Below are 14031 nucleotides of genomic sequence, written 5' to 3' on the forward strand. Positions count from 1 at the left end.
GGGCAGTGAGGGAACCGGCGATGGGAGACAAGTTGGCCGGCAACAACGAGACAGGCGCGACGCCGACCGGTGCCGCGGCGGATGCGGCCGGGCCACTGGCCGGGATCACCGTGGTGACCCTGGAGCAGGCCGTGGCCGCTCCCATGTGCACGCGCGTCCTCGGCGACTTCGGCGCCCGGGTCATCAAGGTCGAGAACCCGAAGGGCGGCGACTTCGCCCGCCACTACGACGACGTCGTCAAGGGCCAGGCCGCGCACTTCGTGTGGTGCAACCGCGGCAAGGAGTCGGTGGCCCTCGACCTCAAGCAACCCGAAGGCCTCGCGATCCTGCGGCGCCTGCTCGACGAGGCCGACGTACTCGTGTCGAACCTCGCTCCCGGTGCCATGGCCAAGCTCGGCATCGACAGCGCCACGCTCGCGACAAGCCACCCGGACCTGATCGCCCTGGAGATCGACGGTTACGGCCCCGGAGGGCCGCTCTCCCACAAGCGGGCCTACGACCTTCTCGTGCAGGCCGAGGCGGGGGCCTGCGCGGTCACCGGCTTCCCCGGCATGCCCGCCAAGCCCGGCCCCGCGGTGGCCGACGTGTCCACCGGCCTGTTCTCCGCGCTGTCGATCATGGCGCTGCTCGTCGGCCGGGGACGCGGCGGACGCACGGGCGCCACCGTCGCGGTGAGCCTGTTCGACACCATGACCGAGCTGATGGGGTACGCGCTCACCTACACCCAGCACTCGGGCATCGACCAGCAGCCGATCGGCATGAGCTCGCCCGCGGTCGCGCCGTACGGCAACTACCGCACCGCCGACGGGCAGACCGTCATCCTCGGCACCACCAACGACCGCGAATGGCAGCGCCTCGCCCGCGACCTGATCGGCCGCCCCGACCTCGCCGACGACCCCCGCTACCACACCAACGCCCAACGGTGCGAGGAGCGTTCGGTGCTCGACGAGGCGATCGGCGAGTGGTGCGCGAAGCACGACCTCGCGTACGTGCAGCAGCGCGCGGACGAGGTCGGCATCGGCAACTCGCGCTACAACACGCCCAGCGAGGTCGTCGCCCACCCGCACCTGAAGGCGCGCGACCGGTGGCGTGAGATCGACACGCCCAACGGGCCCGTGCCGGCGCTGCTGCCACCCGCCGTCATCTCCGGCTACGAGCCGCCGATGGGCGCGATCCCCGGACTCGGGGAGCACACCGACTCGGTACTCGCCGGACTCGGCTTCGGCGCCGATGAGATCGCCGCACTGCGCGCCAAGGGCGCCGTGGGCCGGGCCGACTGAGGGACGAGGGAGAAGACATGACCGACGAGCCCACCGAGCCGGTGCTGCTGACCGCCGACGACGACGGCGTACGCACGCTCACGCTGAACCGGCCGTTCCGCAAGAACGCGATCAACGCCGAACTCTGGGCCGCGCTGGCCGACGCGCTGACCGACGCCGGAAAGGACCCCGATATCCGGGCGCTTGTCGTCACCGGTGCCGGCGGGGCGTTCTGCTCGGGCGCCGACGTCGCCGCCGGCGGGATCGCAAGCGGACCCGCCCACCCTTTGCGCGGCATGCGCAAACTCACCGACGTCGCCCAACTGCTCCACGAACTGCCGATCCCGTCCATCGCCAAGGTCGACGGCGTCGCGGTCGGTGCCGGGTGGAACCTGGCACTCGGCTGCGACTTCGTCGTGGCAACCCCGCAGGCGAGGTTCTCGCAGATCTTCGCGCGCCGCGGATTGTCGCTGGACCTGGGCGGCTCGTGGCTGCTCCCCAAGCTCGTCGGCCTACAGCAGGCCAAGCGTCTCGTGCTGCTCGCCGACATGATCGGCGCCGAGGAGGCCCGCGACCTCAACCTGGTGACCTGGGTGGTCGCCGCCGAGGAGATCGACTCCTTCGTCGCCGACCTCGGCAAGCGCCTGGCCGCCGGCCCGCCGGTGGCGCTCGCCCAGAGCAAGGCCCTGCTCAACGAGGGTGCGAACAGCACGATGCGCGAAGCACTCGCCAACGAAGCGCGGGCCCAGGTAATCAACTTCGCGACGGAGGACGCCCCCGAGGCCGCCGCCGCGTTCGCCGAGAAGCGCGACGCGCGTTTCACGGGCACATGGGCGGTGCAGGGCAGGCCGGCCCGATGAGGGCTCGAACCCTCGATCCGCTCGAACCCTCGTCAGACCGAACAGGGAGAATCCCACATGCGTGAGGCAGTAATCGTCGAGGCGGTCCGTACACCCGTCGGCAAGCGGAACGGCGGCTTGTCCGCGATGCACGCCGCCGACCTGTCGGCCGTCGTCCTCAACGCGCTCGTCGAGCGCGCCGGTATCGCGCCGGAGATCATCGACGATGTGGTCTGGGGCTGTGTGTCCCAGGTCGGCGACCAGTCCAGCAACATCGGCCGCTACTCGGTCCTCGCCGCCGGTTGGCCGGAGTCGATCCCCGGCACGAGCGTCAACCGCGCGTGCGGATCGAGCCAGCAGGCCCTGGACTTCGCCGCGCAGGCCGTCCTGTCCGGCCAGCAGGACATCGTCGTGGCCGGCGGTGTCGAGGTCATGAGCCGCGTCCCGCTCGGCGCCGCCAAGACCGGCGGCGAGCCGTACGGTCCCAAGGCCCTGGCCCGGTACGAGGGCTTCGCCTTCAACCAGGGCATATCCGCCGAGAAGATCGCCACGAAGTGGGGCTTCTCGCGGACTCGCGTCGACGAGTTCTCCGCGCTCTCCCACGAACTCGCCGCCGCGGCGCAGGACGCCGGCGCCTTCGAGGGCCAGATCGTCCCCGTGGAGACCGAGAACGGCGTTGTCACCGCCGACGAGGGCATCCGCCGCGGCACCACCGCCGAGAAGCTCGCCGGACTCAAGACCGTGTTCGCCGAGGACGGCGTCATCCACGCCGGGAACTCGTCGCAGATCTCCGACGGCGCCGCGGCCCTGCTGGTCATGACCGCGGAGAAGGCTCAGGAGCTCGGCCTGACCCCGCTCGTGCGCTACCGCGCCGGTGTGGTCGTCGGCTCCGACCCGGTGCTCATGCTCACCGGCCCGATCCCGGCCACCGAGAAGGCCCTGAAGAAGGCCGGCCTGGGCATCGACGACATCGGCGTGTTCGAGGTCAACGAGGCCTTCGCGCCGATCCCGCTGGCGTGGCTCGCCGAGACCGGCGCCGACCCCGCCCGCCTCAACCCGCTGGGCGGCGCGATCGCCCTCGGACACCCGCTCGGCGGCTCGGGCGCGGTCCTGATGACGCGCATGATCCACCACATGCGCGCACAGGGCATCCGCTACGGCCTCCAGACCATGTGCGAGGGCGGCGGTACCGCCAACGCCACCATCGTCGAACTCGCATCCTGACGGAGGACCTTCGTGCGCCGCGTACTCTTCAACGATGACCATGACGCCTTCCGGCAGATGGTCCGCGACTTCGTCGCCAAGGAAATCGTCCCCCACTACGCCGACTGGGAACAGGCCGGCCAGATGCCGCGCGAGATCTTCGCGAAGCTCGGTGCCCTCGGCATCCTCGGCATGGCCATACCCGAGGAATACGGGGGCTCGGGGCAGAACGACTACCGTTACAACTGCATCCTGCAGGAGGAGGCCGCGCGTGCGCTGGTCACCCTCAGCACGGTGCGCACGCAACTCGACGTGATCCTCCCGTACTTCCTGGAGTACGCCAACGAGGAGCAGCGGAAGCGCTGGTTCCCCGGCCTCGCCGAGGGCACCCTGCTCACCGCCATCGCGATGACCGAACCGGGCACCGGCTCGGACCTCGCGGGCATCCGCACCAACGCCGTGCGCGACGGCGACCACTACATCCTGAACGGCGCCAAGACCTTCATCACCGGAGGCCTCCTCGCCGACCTGGTGATCGTGGTCGCCCGCACCTCGACCGACCCGGACAACCGCCGGGCCGGCCTCAGCCTCCTCGTCGTCGAGGACGGAATGCCCGGCTTCACGCGGGGCCGCGTGCTCAACAAGATGGGCATGAAGGTCCAGGACACCGTCGAGCTGTCCTTCGACGACGTCCGCGTCCCGGTCGCCAACCGGCTCGGCGAAGAAGGCGCCGCGTTCGGCTACATGGGCCACAACCTGTCGCAGGAACGCATGACCGTGGCCGTCGGCTCCGTCGCGCAGGCCAAGGCGGCGCTCGACACCACGATCGAATACACCAAGGAGCGCAAGGCGTTCGGCAAGCCCGTCGCCTCGTTCCAGAACACCAAGTTCGAACTCGCCGCGATCGCCACGGAGATCGAGGCCGCGCAGATGATGGTCGACCGCGCGGTGCTGGAGCTGGTGAACGGTGAACTGTCCGGCGCCGACGCCGCCAAGGCCAAGCTGTTCGCCACCGAGGTGCAGGCCCGCGCCGTCGACCGCTGCCTGCAACTCTTCGGCGGCTACGGCTACATGATGGAGTACCCCATCGCCCGCATGTACACCGACGCGCGGGTTGCCCGCATCTACGCGGGCACCAACGAAGTCATGAAGGTCATCATCGCCAAGTCCCTCGGGCTGTGAGGAACGGTAAGGAACTCCCCATGTCTGACTTTTCCGGGCGCCAGGGCGCGGCCCTCATCTCCGGAGGCACGGGCGCCATCGGCGCCGCCATCGTGCGCATCCTTGCAGCGCGTGGCAGCGACGTGGCCTTCACGTACCGCTCCAACCAGGCCGCCGCGGACGAACTCGTCGCCGAGATCAAGGAGTCGGGGCAGCGCGTGCTGGCCCTGAAGCTCGACCTCACCGACGAGGCCGCCACCGCGAAGGCGGTCGACGAGGTCGCCGACACCTTCGGCGGCATCCACACCGTGGTGTACGCCTCGGGGCCGTTCGTTCCGATGGTCCACCTCAGCAAGGTGAGCCCGAGCCAGTACCGCGACCAGGTCAACGCGGACGCCGTCGCGTTCTACAACCTCGTCCACCCCGCGCTGGCCAAGCTGCGCGAGACCAAGGGCAGCATCGTCGCGGTCACCACCTCGGCCACGACGCGCTTCCCGGTACGCGACGGCCTGTCGTCGGGCGCCAAGGGCGCGGTCGAGGCTGTCGTACGCGGACTCGCCGCCGAGGAAGGGCGGTTCGGGGTTCGTGCGAACAGCGTGGGACCGGGCATGCTCACCGACGGCATGGGCGGGCAACTGATCGAAACCGGCGAACTCGACGAGGCGGCACTGGCCGTCACCATGCGGAACATCCCGCTGCGCCGCTTCGGCGACTCGGGCGACGTCGCCGAGGCGGTCGCGTTCCTCGCGTCGGAGCGGGCGGGGTTCATCACCGGCCAGAAGCTGGAGGTCGACGGCGGCTACACCGTCTGAGGCCGCCGCGTACGCCTGCCGCGGCAGGCCGCGAACACACTGAGGGACTCGACAACAGCCGGGTCCCTCAGTGTGTTCGCGGCCTGCCGCGGCAGGCCGCGAACACACTGAGGGACTCGACAACAGCCGGGTCCCTCAGTGTGTTCGCGGCCTGCCGCGGCAGGCCGCGAACACACTGAGGGACCCGGCTGTTGCCGGGTCCCTCAGTGTGTTCCGGAAGAGTGTCTCAGGGGCGGTCGCGCTTTACGCCTGGCCGGGGACCTCGCCCGCGGCCGTGCCGACGGCGGGCGGGAGGGCCGGGGTGAACAACGCGACCTGTGCCGCGACGGTCTGGACGAACGCCGCCGCGTGCCTGCGGGCGGCGTCCCGGGGGCCGACCACCGAAGCGGCCGGTTTGCGTTCACGGGTGCTGCGCGACTGCGGAGCCGTGGCCACGGGGCTGCTCAGCCGTCGGATCAGTTGTCGACGTAGCAGTTGCGGCCGTCGTGCCCGTCGGCATCCGGGTCGTCGAACCAGTGGCCCCCGTCGGCCAGGTAGCGGAAGTACATGCGCTGCCCGGTCGGCATCGAGATCTTGACCGCGCGGGTGCCATCGGTGCGTTCGACCAGCGGGTGGGCGCCGGGCAGCCACTCGTTGAAGTCGCCGACCACACTGACAGGTCCGCACGGGTGACCCGAGGGCAGGACGAAGGTGACATCGGTGGCGGTCTTGCGACGGGCGCGCTGCAACACGGCAAATCCCCTCGGAGAGCGGCTACGAATGCCGCCATCCTCGCGCGGCGGGACCGCCACACGGCGCAGCCGGGCCGACGGCACGCGACGTTCACCTGAACAGACGCACACCCCCTGGGGGGCGGATCCGCCCGTCCGCGAATGCCTTGCTGACAAGGGAGTTGACCGCGTCAGGGACACGTCTTCCCGAAGCTCCGGCCGGTTGCCCGGGAGACTGATCGTGTCCCCGCGGGCGCGCCCCCACCCCGCCGCCCGGCCGCCGTAACGCAGCGGTACGCATCCGCCGCCCACACCGGTTGCGGCCGTGCGCGGGCGGTCAGGCGGGCGGCGTGGCAGGTCGCGGCGGGACCGGGGGAGGCAGGGGCGGGCGCGGGGGCGTGCGCGCGGCCGTGGCCGCGTGGCTGCGCTGACCGTCGAAGTGGGCGTACAACTCGGCGGTCCGACGCGAGAGTTCGGCGAACCTGCGGGCCGTGCGCTCGGCGAGCTCGTCGATCTGGCGCACCACGGTTGCGAACTCCAGGTCGAAGTGCCGCGCGAGTTCGGCGGCGTCCGTGACCGGACGCGCGAGTTCGGCGGGCCGGGGCGGGCGGCTGTGAGGACCGGATCGCCCCGGCGGCGGCGGCGGGGAGGCGGCGGGCGGTGCCATCGTGCTCGCGGCCCTACGCCCGGCTCGGCGGACGCCGCCAGGCGCCGGGCGCGTACGGGTCGGCCGGCGGGTCGCCCAGGTGGAACCAGAACCGGTCGAGCGCGCCGGCGGGCAGCGGCGGGGTGACACCGTCCTCGAACTTCTCGCCGGTGGGCGGGAATTCCGGCGCCAAGGCGTCGATCGCCTCACCGATGCGCCGCCGCCGCGTGCCCAACACCTCGGTGATGGGGGACAGGTGCGCCTGGCGGCGTGTGCTGCTGAGGGTGAGCGCGAGGAGCCCGGCGAGTTCCTCACCGGCACCGGACACCTCGACAAGCTGCCGGTGGGACAGGCCGCCGAGGGCGCGAACCAGTGCCTCGGTGCGTCGTTCGTCGGCCCGCCAGCGGTTGGCGCGTTCCATCCGGGTCCACGTCGCCTCGGACATGCCGACCTTGCGACCGGCTTCGGCGCGGGTGAGCCCGGCCCGCAGGCGGCACATCTGGAGCGTGGTCGGGCCGGAGCCGAGAAGGCGCTCGATGGGGAGGGCGAGCGTCCTTGCCAGCGCGACGAGTTCGGCCTCATCGGGCGGGCGCGTGCCGTCCTCCCAGGCGCGAACGTCGCTGGGGTAGACGTTGATTCCGTACGAAGCGAGGCTCGCGGCGACGCGTTCGGGAGTGAGCGCCATGATGTTGCGTGCCGCGCGGGCCGCCTCCCGGTCGAAGGGCGGCAGGGTGTCGAGTTCAGGGGGCTGTGTCACGGCCAAACAGATTACGGCGTCGACGCCCACCCCACGAAGCGGAGTGGCCGCGGACCCGGGCATTGGTCGAACAACCATGCGAGTGAGGCGTTTTCGGAGGCGTTCTCGGGGGACGTCATGCCCCCGGGCCGTCCGCCCTGCCGTCGCCCGCGTTCCAGTCGCGCGGCAGCGGCGCGTCGCAGAAGACGCACGCGAAATCCCCGTCCCGCACGATGTTCAGCTCGCGGCAGGCCGTGCAGCGGCGGAAGACGACCGGGTGGGTGAACCCTGCGGGGCGGATGATCCCGACGCGGTCGAGGGCCTCGGCGACGCGGGGCCACGACGCGGTGTCGGGGCAGTAGCCGGTCGAGTGGTTCGATACGTCGCCAACAGCCCAACTGCCGTCCAGCACAAGGAAACCCACCTCGCCGGCGCCGGCCACGTCCTCTCCCTCGGCGCACACGACGTGCTCGCTGCGACGCGGCGCGAGGCGCAACACCCCTGCGGTGTCCACGACATACGTGAACGGCTCCGCCAAATCCTCCGCATTCTGCTCGGACACCCATCGGACGAAGTCGGCATGCGTTCGGACGGGTGTGCCTCCGCAGCCGGGGCGGACAAGTCCCCGCAGATCCGGCGGTCCGATGTAGCGGTACGTCCGACGGGTTGCGCCCATGCCGGCCAACGTAGCGCCATCGCCCGGCGGGACGCCGCGTTCGTGCACTTCGCCGGGCGTCCGACGGCGCCCTTGAGGCCCCTTGCGTAGGCACGAAAAGCACACTTTGGGGGCCTGGGAAATTTTGGCGTGTTATGGGCCTCGCACGAGGCGTGCCGCATGGTCCGGAGCGGTCGCAGACGTACAGAAACCGTGGACGAAGCGAGCCCGAATTGTTCGCAGTTGGCGTCCGGGCGGCGTGTCGGCGGAGCGGGGTGGGGCCGGTGATCAAAATCCGCCTGCGGGTTGTCGTCGCGGGGCGCGCCCCGGGGGCCTGGCCACCGTCTTGCACTCCTGTGCGCTCTTGGACCGCGCCTGTCGGCGCCCCTGCCCAGCGGTGCCTCGACGTGGCAGCATGGGGGTGGTTTGCCGGACAGATCCAAGATCACTCTTGGCCAAGGTCTTTGCCCTGATTCACTGCGCAATGACCCGAGGAACCAACGCGATGGGGTGATCAAATCTGACCGAAAAGGAACACTGATTTCCGCAAAAGCTGATCACGGCCTCCGTGACTTGTTGGTTAGTCTCACCGACGACTTCGGCCGCGCGCGAGCAAGGTGATCCACAATGACGCAGAGACTCACCGTCCCTCCCATGTATTCGCCTTTCACCCCCGCGATCCACCCCCGCCACGCCGCCATCGACCGCAGCACCGCAGAGTGGGCCGAGAAGTTCGACATCGGCTCACGGGAACTGCGGGACCGGCTTGTGACCCACGAGATAGGCACGTTCGCCTCCCGCATCCTCCCCGAAGGCAACGAAGACGTCGTCGGCATACTGTCCGACCTGGTGCTCTGGCTCTTCGGAGTCGACGACGGCCACTGCGAAGAGGGCGAACTCGGCGGCGAGCCGGGTGAATTGGTCGCCGAGCTGTCGCGGCTGACCTGGATCGCCCAGAACCCCGACGCGCCGATGATGCACGACGACCCGCTGGCCGGAGGCATACGGGACCTGCGCCGCCGAATCTCCGTGCACGCCACCCCCTCCCAGGTCGCCTGCTGGGTGAACGCCCTGCGGGAGTACTTCATGTCCGTTGTCTGGGAGGCCGCACACCGCCGCAGCGGCACCGTCCCCAGCCTCAACGACTACACCCTCAAGCGCCTCTACACCGGTGCGGCCAACGTCGTCCTGCCGATGATGGAGTTCGGCTACGGCTACGAACTGCGCCCCGAGGAGCGCGACGACGTCCGCGTCCGCGCCCTCGCCGAGATGACGTACTTCATCATCGGGTGGGACAACGACATCTGCTCCTTCCACAAGGAGAGCCGGGGCGACCGCTACTACCTCAACGTCCTCAAGGTCCTCCGGCACGAGTTCGGGATGTCCGCCGAAGAGGCACTGCACACCGCGATCGCCCAACGCGACCGGGTGACAACCTTGTTCCTCGCCGTCCGGGACAACGTGTTCACCACCGCGAGCCCCGAACTCCGCCGGTACATCGACAGCTTCGCGGCATGCATCCGCGCCACCCAGGACTGGTGCGTGTCTTCGGTGCGCTACACCACGCCCGACGACCCCGCCGGACTGCCGTTCGCGTTCCACGACCGGCCCACGGACACCAGCAGGGAACCCCTGCCGATCCCCGCGATCGCGTGGTGGTGGGACCTCCTGCCGGCCTGACCAGGCCTCGGCATCGGGCAAGAACGGACAAGACACGAAAGGAAGACGGCGATGGCGATGGATCTGCGCTCAGTGCCCCGCGCACCCGGTCGACTGCCCGTACTGGGGCACGCCCTGCCCCTGTGGCGGCGGCCCCTGGACTTTCTCAAGAAGCTCCCCGAGACCGGTGAGATGGTGCGCGTCGACCTGGGGACGCTGCCGGTCTACGTGGTCACCTCACCCCAACTGACCCACGACCTCCTGGTCCGCAAGGCACCCTCCTTCGGCAGAGGCCGCTTGTTCGAACGCGCCCGAGGGCCGCTGGGCATCGGACTGCCCACGGCGGACGGCGAGTTCCACCGCAGGCACCGCAGGCTCATGCAGCCGATGTTCCACCGCAAGCAGATAGACGCGTACGCGGCGGTGATGTCCGAGAAGGCCCGGGAGATGGCCGACTCGTGGCAGGCCGGCCGCACATTGGCGCTCAACCAGGAGATCTACGCGTTCGCCATCCGTACCCTGTCCGAGACGATGTTCTCCAGCAGGATCTCCCCGGAGGCCGCCGAGCAGGTCCGCCGACAAGTCCCGATCATGATCAAGTACACCCTCGTGCGCGCTATCCAACCCAAGATCCTGGAGCGCCTGCCCGTCCGCGCCAACCGCGACTTCGACTTCGCCGCGGCCACGCTGCGCTCCGTCATCGACGAGGTGATCGCCACCACGCGCCGCCTCGGCACCAGGGAAGACGCCATCGACCTGCTGTCCTTGCTGATCTCGGCGCGCGACGCCGACAACGGCGAAGGGCTGACCGACGTGGAGGTCCGCGACGAGCTCGTCGGGACCCTCTTCACCGGTACCGAGACCTCGGCGTCGACGATGTCGTGGGCGTTCCACGAACTCGCCTGCAACCCGGACGTCGAGAAGAAGGTCGTCGCCGAGATCCGCGAGGTCGTGGGCGACGAGCCCGTCGGCGCCCATCACATACCGAAACTCACCTACCTGACCCGGGTCCTGGACGAGGTGGCCCGGAAGCACGCCATTCCGCTGCTGATGCGGCGGACCATCGAACCGGTCGAGTTCGGCGGCGTCCACATGCCGGTCGGCACCGAGGTCGCGTACAGCCTGTACGCGCTCCACCAGGACCGCAGGCTCTACCCCGACCCCCAGGAGTTCGATCCCGACCGGTGGCTCCCCGAGCCCGGCCAGGACCGGCCCCGCGAAGCCTTCGTGCCCTTCGGGGCAGGCGTCCACAAGTGCATCGGGGAGCAGTACGCCCGCATGGAGATGGCCATCGGCCTGGCCACCGTCCTGCCCCGCTGGAAGCTGGTGCCCGAGCCCGGCAAGGAGGTGCGGGAGGTGGCCGCCGCGGTGGCGTACCCGAACCAGTTGCCGATGATCCCGACGCCCCGCGAGGCCGCCTGAGCGCAACGGGACGGCGTGAAGATGGGCTCGGCCCCCGCGGAACACTCCGCAGGGGCCGAGCCCGTCTTCACGGCCGACCGGTCCGGCACCGCCGCCGGTCGCCTATGCGTCTACCGGCCGCGCCGCATGCCGAACCAACCGGCCACCCGGCTGAGGAAGGAACTGCCCTCGTTCTGCCGCGAGTTCACCGGTGCGGGGGTCGGTGCGGGGGTCGGTGCGGGGGTCGTGTGCGACTCCGGCGCGGCCTCCGCCGCACCGGGCGCACCGGCCGAACCGGTCGCCGCCGGAGCAGCCGTCCGTCGGGCGCCGGCGGTCGCCTCTTCGCGGTCGCCCGCCGCGGCGGAGACGGGGACGGCAGCCTTGACGGTGCCGGTGGATTCGGCCGAGTCGCTGCCCACCGGTGGACGAGGCGCGAACTTCACCGGCAGAGCGGTGAGTTGGCGCGACATCCAGGACGCCTCCCACGTGAGATCCTCGTCCGCGACCGCGAGGTTGAGCTCCGGAAGCCGGCCCAACAGCACGTCGATCGCCGTGTCGGTGATCGCCCGGCCGATGTCCTGGCCCGGGCACTCGTGCGGCCCGCCGCTGAACGCCAGGTGCGACCGGTTGCCGTGCATCGGCACGCTCAAGTCCGGGCGGATCTCCGGGTCGACGTTGCCGGGGGCCAGCCCCAGGAGCAGCATGTCGCCGGCCTTGATGTGCTGTCCCGCCAGCTCCGTGTCGCCCGTGGACCACCGTGCGGGGCACACGATCGTGGAGGGCTGGTCCCACAGGATCTGCTCCAACGCGTCCGGCAGCGTCATCCGCGCCCCGGCCAGCGACGCGCGGAACCTCGGGTCGGTGACGACCATGCGCAATGTGTTCCCGATGAGCACGGTCGTGTTGAGGTGCGCCGCGGTCAGGACCACCCGCAGGTGCTCCACGACCTCGTGGTCCGTCAGATTCGCCGGATGCGCCATGAGGGCCGACGCGAAGTCTATCCCCGGCTTCTCGCGCAGCCGCTGCACGTGCTCGGTGAGAACGGCGACGACGTACTCGTTGCTCTGGAACGCCGTGCCCGTGCCGCGGATCAGGTCGAGCGACGCGTCGACGAGCTGCGGCCCGTATTCGTCGGGCATTCCGAAGAGCTGGGTCAGCACCAGCATCGGCAGGGGCTCGGCGAACCGGGTCATCAGCTCGGCTTCGCCGTCCTCGCAGAACCCGTCGATGAGCTGGTCCGCGAACCGCGTCACGTGGCGGCGGATACCCCGCCGGTCGATTTTGCCGAGGCTGTCGGTCACCGCCGCACGCAGGCGCTCGTGCTCGTCGCCGTCGACGAACGCGACCACCGGCTGCCAGGCGACCATCGGCAGCAGCGGAGAGTCCTCGGGCAGCTTGCCTTCCGCCATGATCCGCCACGTCCGCGAGTCACGGGTGAAGCGGTTGGGCGAGCGCACCACGTCGAGGTTCTCGTTGTAGCCGAGGATCAGCCACGCGGGAACGTCGCCGTCGACCAACACCGGTGCGACGGCGCCGTGTTCGGCCCGCAGGCGCTCGTACATCCTCATCGGGTCGGTGCGGTGTTCACCGATGTGCAGCCTCGCCAGCCCGCCGGGGCCGAACGTCGCGGTGTCGTGCGCCGGACAGCCCGGCGGGGGGACGGCGGCGTCGGTGCTTGCACGCGGACCGGTGACGGTGGCGCCGGCATCGGCTCCCACGTCCGCCTTGGAGGCGTCGTCCGCGGTGGGTGTGGTCATCGTGTCTCCATGTCTGCCAGCGTCAAGGCCTGCAGGTGACGGGTGAGTTCGAGCAGGACGTCGCGGCTGGACAGGCGGTTGCGCGCGTCGCAATCGACCATCGGCACCCAATCGGGCAGGTCCAACGCCTCGCGTAGCTCGGCCAGTTCGTGGCGCGGTGCGTCCGGGAAGGCGTTCACCGCCACCACGAACGGCATTCCGCGGTCTTCGAGTTTGCCGATCACGTCGAAGCTGACCTCCAGCCGACGCGTGTCCACCAGGACGACCGCCCCCAGCGCGCCGTCGAACAGCCCGTTCCACAGGAACCAGAACCGCTCCTGGCCAGGCGTGCCGAACAGGTACAGCACCAGGCGCTCGTTAAGGCTGATGCGCCCGAAGTCCATCGCCACGGTCGTCTCGGTCTTGTCCTCCACGCCGGTGACGTGGTCGACGTCCTCGCTCGCCCGGGTCATTGTTTCTTCGGTGGTGAGAGGGCGGATCTCGCTCACCGAGCGCACCATGGTGGTCTTGCCGACCCCGAACCCGCCCACGATGACGATCTTCACGGCCGTCGTCACCGACTCCGGCAGCGTGTCCTCGGCCCGCGGGCCCGGAACGGTGTCAGAGATTTTGTAGTCCATGCATCACCGCCTCAAGGAGTGCGGCGTCGGGCAGCGACGCAGCGGGGATCGGCGGCCGGGCCTCGACCCGGCCGGCCGCGATGAGGTCCGCCACCAGCACCATGACGATGCTGGCGGGCAGTTCCAGGTACGCGGAGATCTCGGCCACCGACAGCGGGTACTCGCACATCCGCAGAATGGCTGCCTGCTCGGGCGGCAGCTCCGGAGCCGGCTTGGCCCGCGAAACGATCAACGTGACCAGGTCCAGGCGGCTGTGCGGATGCGCGCCGCTGCGACCACCGGTCAGTACGTATAAACGCTCGGGGACACCGTCGTCCCAGTTGAAGCCGCGCGGTTCACTCATGTGACCTGCCCAGCCGCGGAGGCGCGCGGGGGACTGGTGAGGTGCTCCCCGATGCGCGCGACGAGATCGCGCATGGACTGGCCCATGAGCCCGGCGTCCACGCCGTCGTCCGCGAGCACGGCGAGGTACGCGCCGAGACCTGCGGCCATCATGTAGAAGAACCCGCCGTTCACCTCGATCACCACCAGCCGCATGCGCCCGTCGCTGTGCGGGAGTGCGTCGGCGATCGC

16 protein-coding genes are annotated in these 14031 nt (G+C 70.2%); 7 read left to right on the forward strand and 9 right to left on the reverse strand.

Features of this window, described 5'->3' with window-relative positions; translation table 11 throughout:
* The first annotated feature begins 20 nt into the window (after positions 1 to 20).
* Genes ACRX5W_RS17975 through ACRX5W_RS17995 form a run of 5 tightly spaced genes read left to right on the forward strand, consistent with a single transcriptional unit; the run spans position 21 to position 5274 of the window.
* A complete protein-coding gene (locus ACRX5W_RS17975) occupies positions 21 to 1280 on the forward strand; it encodes a CaiB/BaiF CoA transferase family protein (RefSeq protein ID WP_436789194.1) in 1260 nt (419 codons plus the stop codon).
* Positions 1281 to 1297: 17 nt separating this feature from the next.
* On the forward strand, positions 1298 to 2119 hold the full coding sequence (locus tag ACRX5W_RS17980; RefSeq protein ID WP_436789195.1) for an enoyl-CoA hydratase/isomerase family protein: 822 nt from the start codon (positions 1298 to 1300) through the stop codon (positions 2117 to 2119).
* A gap of 57 nt (positions 2120 to 2176) precedes the next feature.
* Entirely contained in the window at positions 2177 to 3322 is a 1146-nt protein-coding gene (locus tag ACRX5W_RS17985; protein ID WP_436789196.1) for a thiolase family protein, read from the forward strand.
* A gap of 12 nt (positions 3323 to 3334) precedes the next feature.
* Positions 3335 to 4483 (forward strand): acyl-CoA dehydrogenase family protein, encoded by a 1149-nt coding sequence (locus tag ACRX5W_RS17990; protein WP_436789197.1) that lies wholly within the window; start codon positions 3335 to 3337, stop codon positions 4481 to 4483.
* Between the two features lie 20 nt (positions 4484 to 4503).
* Positions 4504 to 5274, forward strand: coding sequence for an SDR family NAD(P)-dependent oxidoreductase (locus ACRX5W_RS17995; protein WP_436789198.1), 771 nt, complete (start codon positions 4504 to 4506; stop codon positions 5272 to 5274).
* Positions 5275 to 5517: 243 nt separating this feature from the next.
* Here ACRX5W_RS17995 and ACRX5W_RS18000 read toward each other — a convergent pair whose 3' ends face one another.
* The 5 genes from ACRX5W_RS18000 to ACRX5W_RS18020 all read right to left on the reverse strand — a co-directional run bounded on the left by ACRX5W_RS18000 (position 5518) and on the right by ACRX5W_RS18020 (position 8042).
* Positions 5518 to 5709 carry a hypothetical protein gene (locus ACRX5W_RS18000; RefSeq protein ID WP_436789199.1) on the reverse strand — a complete coding sequence of 64 codons (192 nt, stop codon included), beginning with the start codon at positions 5707 to 5709 and terminating at the stop codon, positions 5518 to 5520.
* 20 nt (positions 5710 to 5729) lie between these two features.
* Complete coding sequence (locus ACRX5W_RS18005; protein WP_436789200.1) at positions 5730 to 6005, reverse strand: isoamylase early set domain-containing protein; 276 nt, start codon at positions 6003 to 6005, stop codon at positions 5730 to 5732.
* A gap of 316 nt (positions 6006 to 6321) precedes the next feature.
* The gene (locus tag ACRX5W_RS18010; RefSeq protein ID WP_436789201.1) at positions 6322 to 6651 is read right to left on the reverse strand and encodes a hypothetical protein; all 330 of its coding nucleotides are present in this window, start codon (positions 6649 to 6651) and stop codon (positions 6322 to 6324) included.
* Positions 6652 to 6664: 13 nt separating this feature from the next.
* Complete coding sequence (locus ACRX5W_RS18015) at positions 6665 to 7387, reverse strand: helix-turn-helix domain-containing protein (protein WP_436789202.1); 723 nt, start codon at positions 7385 to 7387, stop codon at positions 6665 to 6667.
* 115 nt (positions 7388 to 7502) lie between these two features.
* Positions 7503 to 8042 carry a hypothetical protein gene (locus tag ACRX5W_RS18020; RefSeq protein WP_436789203.1) on the reverse strand — a complete coding sequence of 180 codons (540 nt, stop codon included), beginning with the start codon at positions 8040 to 8042 and terminating at the stop codon, positions 7503 to 7505.
* Positions 8043 to 8648: 606 nt separating this feature from the next.
* Here ACRX5W_RS18020 and ACRX5W_RS18025 point away from each other — a divergent pair.
* On the forward strand, positions 8649 to 9701 hold the full coding sequence (locus tag ACRX5W_RS18025; RefSeq protein ID WP_436789204.1) for a selina-4(15),7(11)-diene synthase: 1053 nt from the start codon (positions 8649 to 8651) through the stop codon (positions 9699 to 9701).
* Positions 9702 to 9752: 51 nt separating this feature from the next.
* Positions 9753 to 11102, forward strand: a complete 1350-nt coding sequence (locus tag ACRX5W_RS18030; RefSeq protein ID WP_436789205.1) for a cytochrome P450 — start codon at positions 9753 to 9755, stop codon at positions 11100 to 11102.
* 110 nt (positions 11103 to 11212) lie between these two features.
* Here ACRX5W_RS18030 and ACRX5W_RS18035 read toward each other — a convergent pair whose 3' ends face one another.
* From ACRX5W_RS18035 to ACRX5W_RS18050, 4 genes are all read right to left on the reverse strand, one after another.
* Positions 11213 to 12838: a cytochrome P450 gene (locus tag ACRX5W_RS18035; RefSeq protein ID WP_436789206.1), complete on the reverse strand. Its 1626-nt coding sequence runs from the start codon at positions 12836 to 12838 to the stop codon at positions 11213 to 11215.
* On the reverse strand, positions 12835 to 13458 hold the full coding sequence (locus ACRX5W_RS18040; protein ID WP_436789207.1) for a GTP-binding protein: 624 nt from the start codon (positions 13456 to 13458) through the stop codon (positions 12835 to 12837). Before ACRX5W_RS18040 ends, ACRX5W_RS18035 begins: the two co-directional genes overlap by 4 nt.
* The gene (locus ACRX5W_RS18045; RefSeq protein WP_436789208.1) at positions 13439 to 13801 is read right to left on the reverse strand and encodes a DUF742 domain-containing protein; all 363 of its coding nucleotides are present in this window, start codon (positions 13799 to 13801) and stop codon (positions 13439 to 13441) included. Before ACRX5W_RS18045 ends, ACRX5W_RS18040 begins: the two co-directional genes overlap by 20 nt.
* Positions 13798 to 14031: roadblock/LC7 domain-containing protein (locus ACRX5W_RS18050; RefSeq protein ID WP_436789209.1), on the reverse strand; the 234-nt coding region annotated here is incomplete at its 5' end. The genes ACRX5W_RS18045 and ACRX5W_RS18050, both read right to left, overlap by 4 nt.

Source organism: Yinghuangia sp. YIM S10712, assembly GCF_051388935.1.
Classification (GTDB): Bacteria; Actinomycetota; Actinomycetes; order Streptomycetales; family Streptomycetaceae; genus Yinghuangia.

Bases quoted from the DNA above. Each gene is read 5' to 3' on its own strand.
- ACRX5W_RS17975 (WP_436789194.1), top strand. From the start codon at position 21: ATGGGAGACAAGTTGGCCGGCAACAACGAGACAGGCGCGACGCCGACC.
- ACRX5W_RS17980 (WP_436789195.1), top strand. From the start codon at position 1,298: ATGACCGACGAGCCCACCGAGCCGGTGCTGCTGACCGCCGACGACGAC.
- ACRX5W_RS17985 (WP_436789196.1), top strand. From the start codon at position 2,177: ATGCGTGAGGCAGTAATCGTCGAGGCGGTCCGTACACCCGTCGGCAAG.
- ACRX5W_RS17995 (WP_436789198.1), top strand. From the start codon at position 4,504: ATGTCTGACTTTTCCGGGCGCCAGGGCGCGGCCCTCATCTCCGGAGGC.
- ACRX5W_RS18010 (WP_436789201.1), bottom strand. From the start codon at position 6,651: ATGGCACCGCCCGCCGCCTCCCCGCCGCCGCCGCCGGGGCGATCCGGT.
- ACRX5W_RS18020 (WP_436789203.1), bottom strand. From the start codon at position 8,042: ATGGGCGCAACCCGTCGGACGTACCGCTACATCGGACCGCCGGATCTG.
- ACRX5W_RS18025 (WP_436789204.1), top strand. From the start codon at position 8,649: ATGACGCAGAGACTCACCGTCCCTCCCATGTATTCGCCTTTCACCCCC.
- ACRX5W_RS18030 (WP_436789205.1), top strand. From the start codon at position 9,753: ATGGCGATGGATCTGCGCTCAGTGCCCCGCGCACCCGGTCGACTGCCC.
- ACRX5W_RS18035 (WP_436789206.1), bottom strand. From the start codon at position 12,838: ATGACCACACCCACCGCGGACGACGCCTCCAAGGCGGACGTGGGAGCC.
- ACRX5W_RS18040 (WP_436789207.1), bottom strand. From the start codon at position 13,458: ATGGACTACAAAATCTCTGACACCGTTCCGGGCCCGCGGGCCGAGGAC.
- ACRX5W_RS18045 (WP_436789208.1), bottom strand. From the start codon at position 13,801: ATGAGTGAACCGCGCGGCTTCAACTGGGACGACGGTGTCCCCGAGCGT.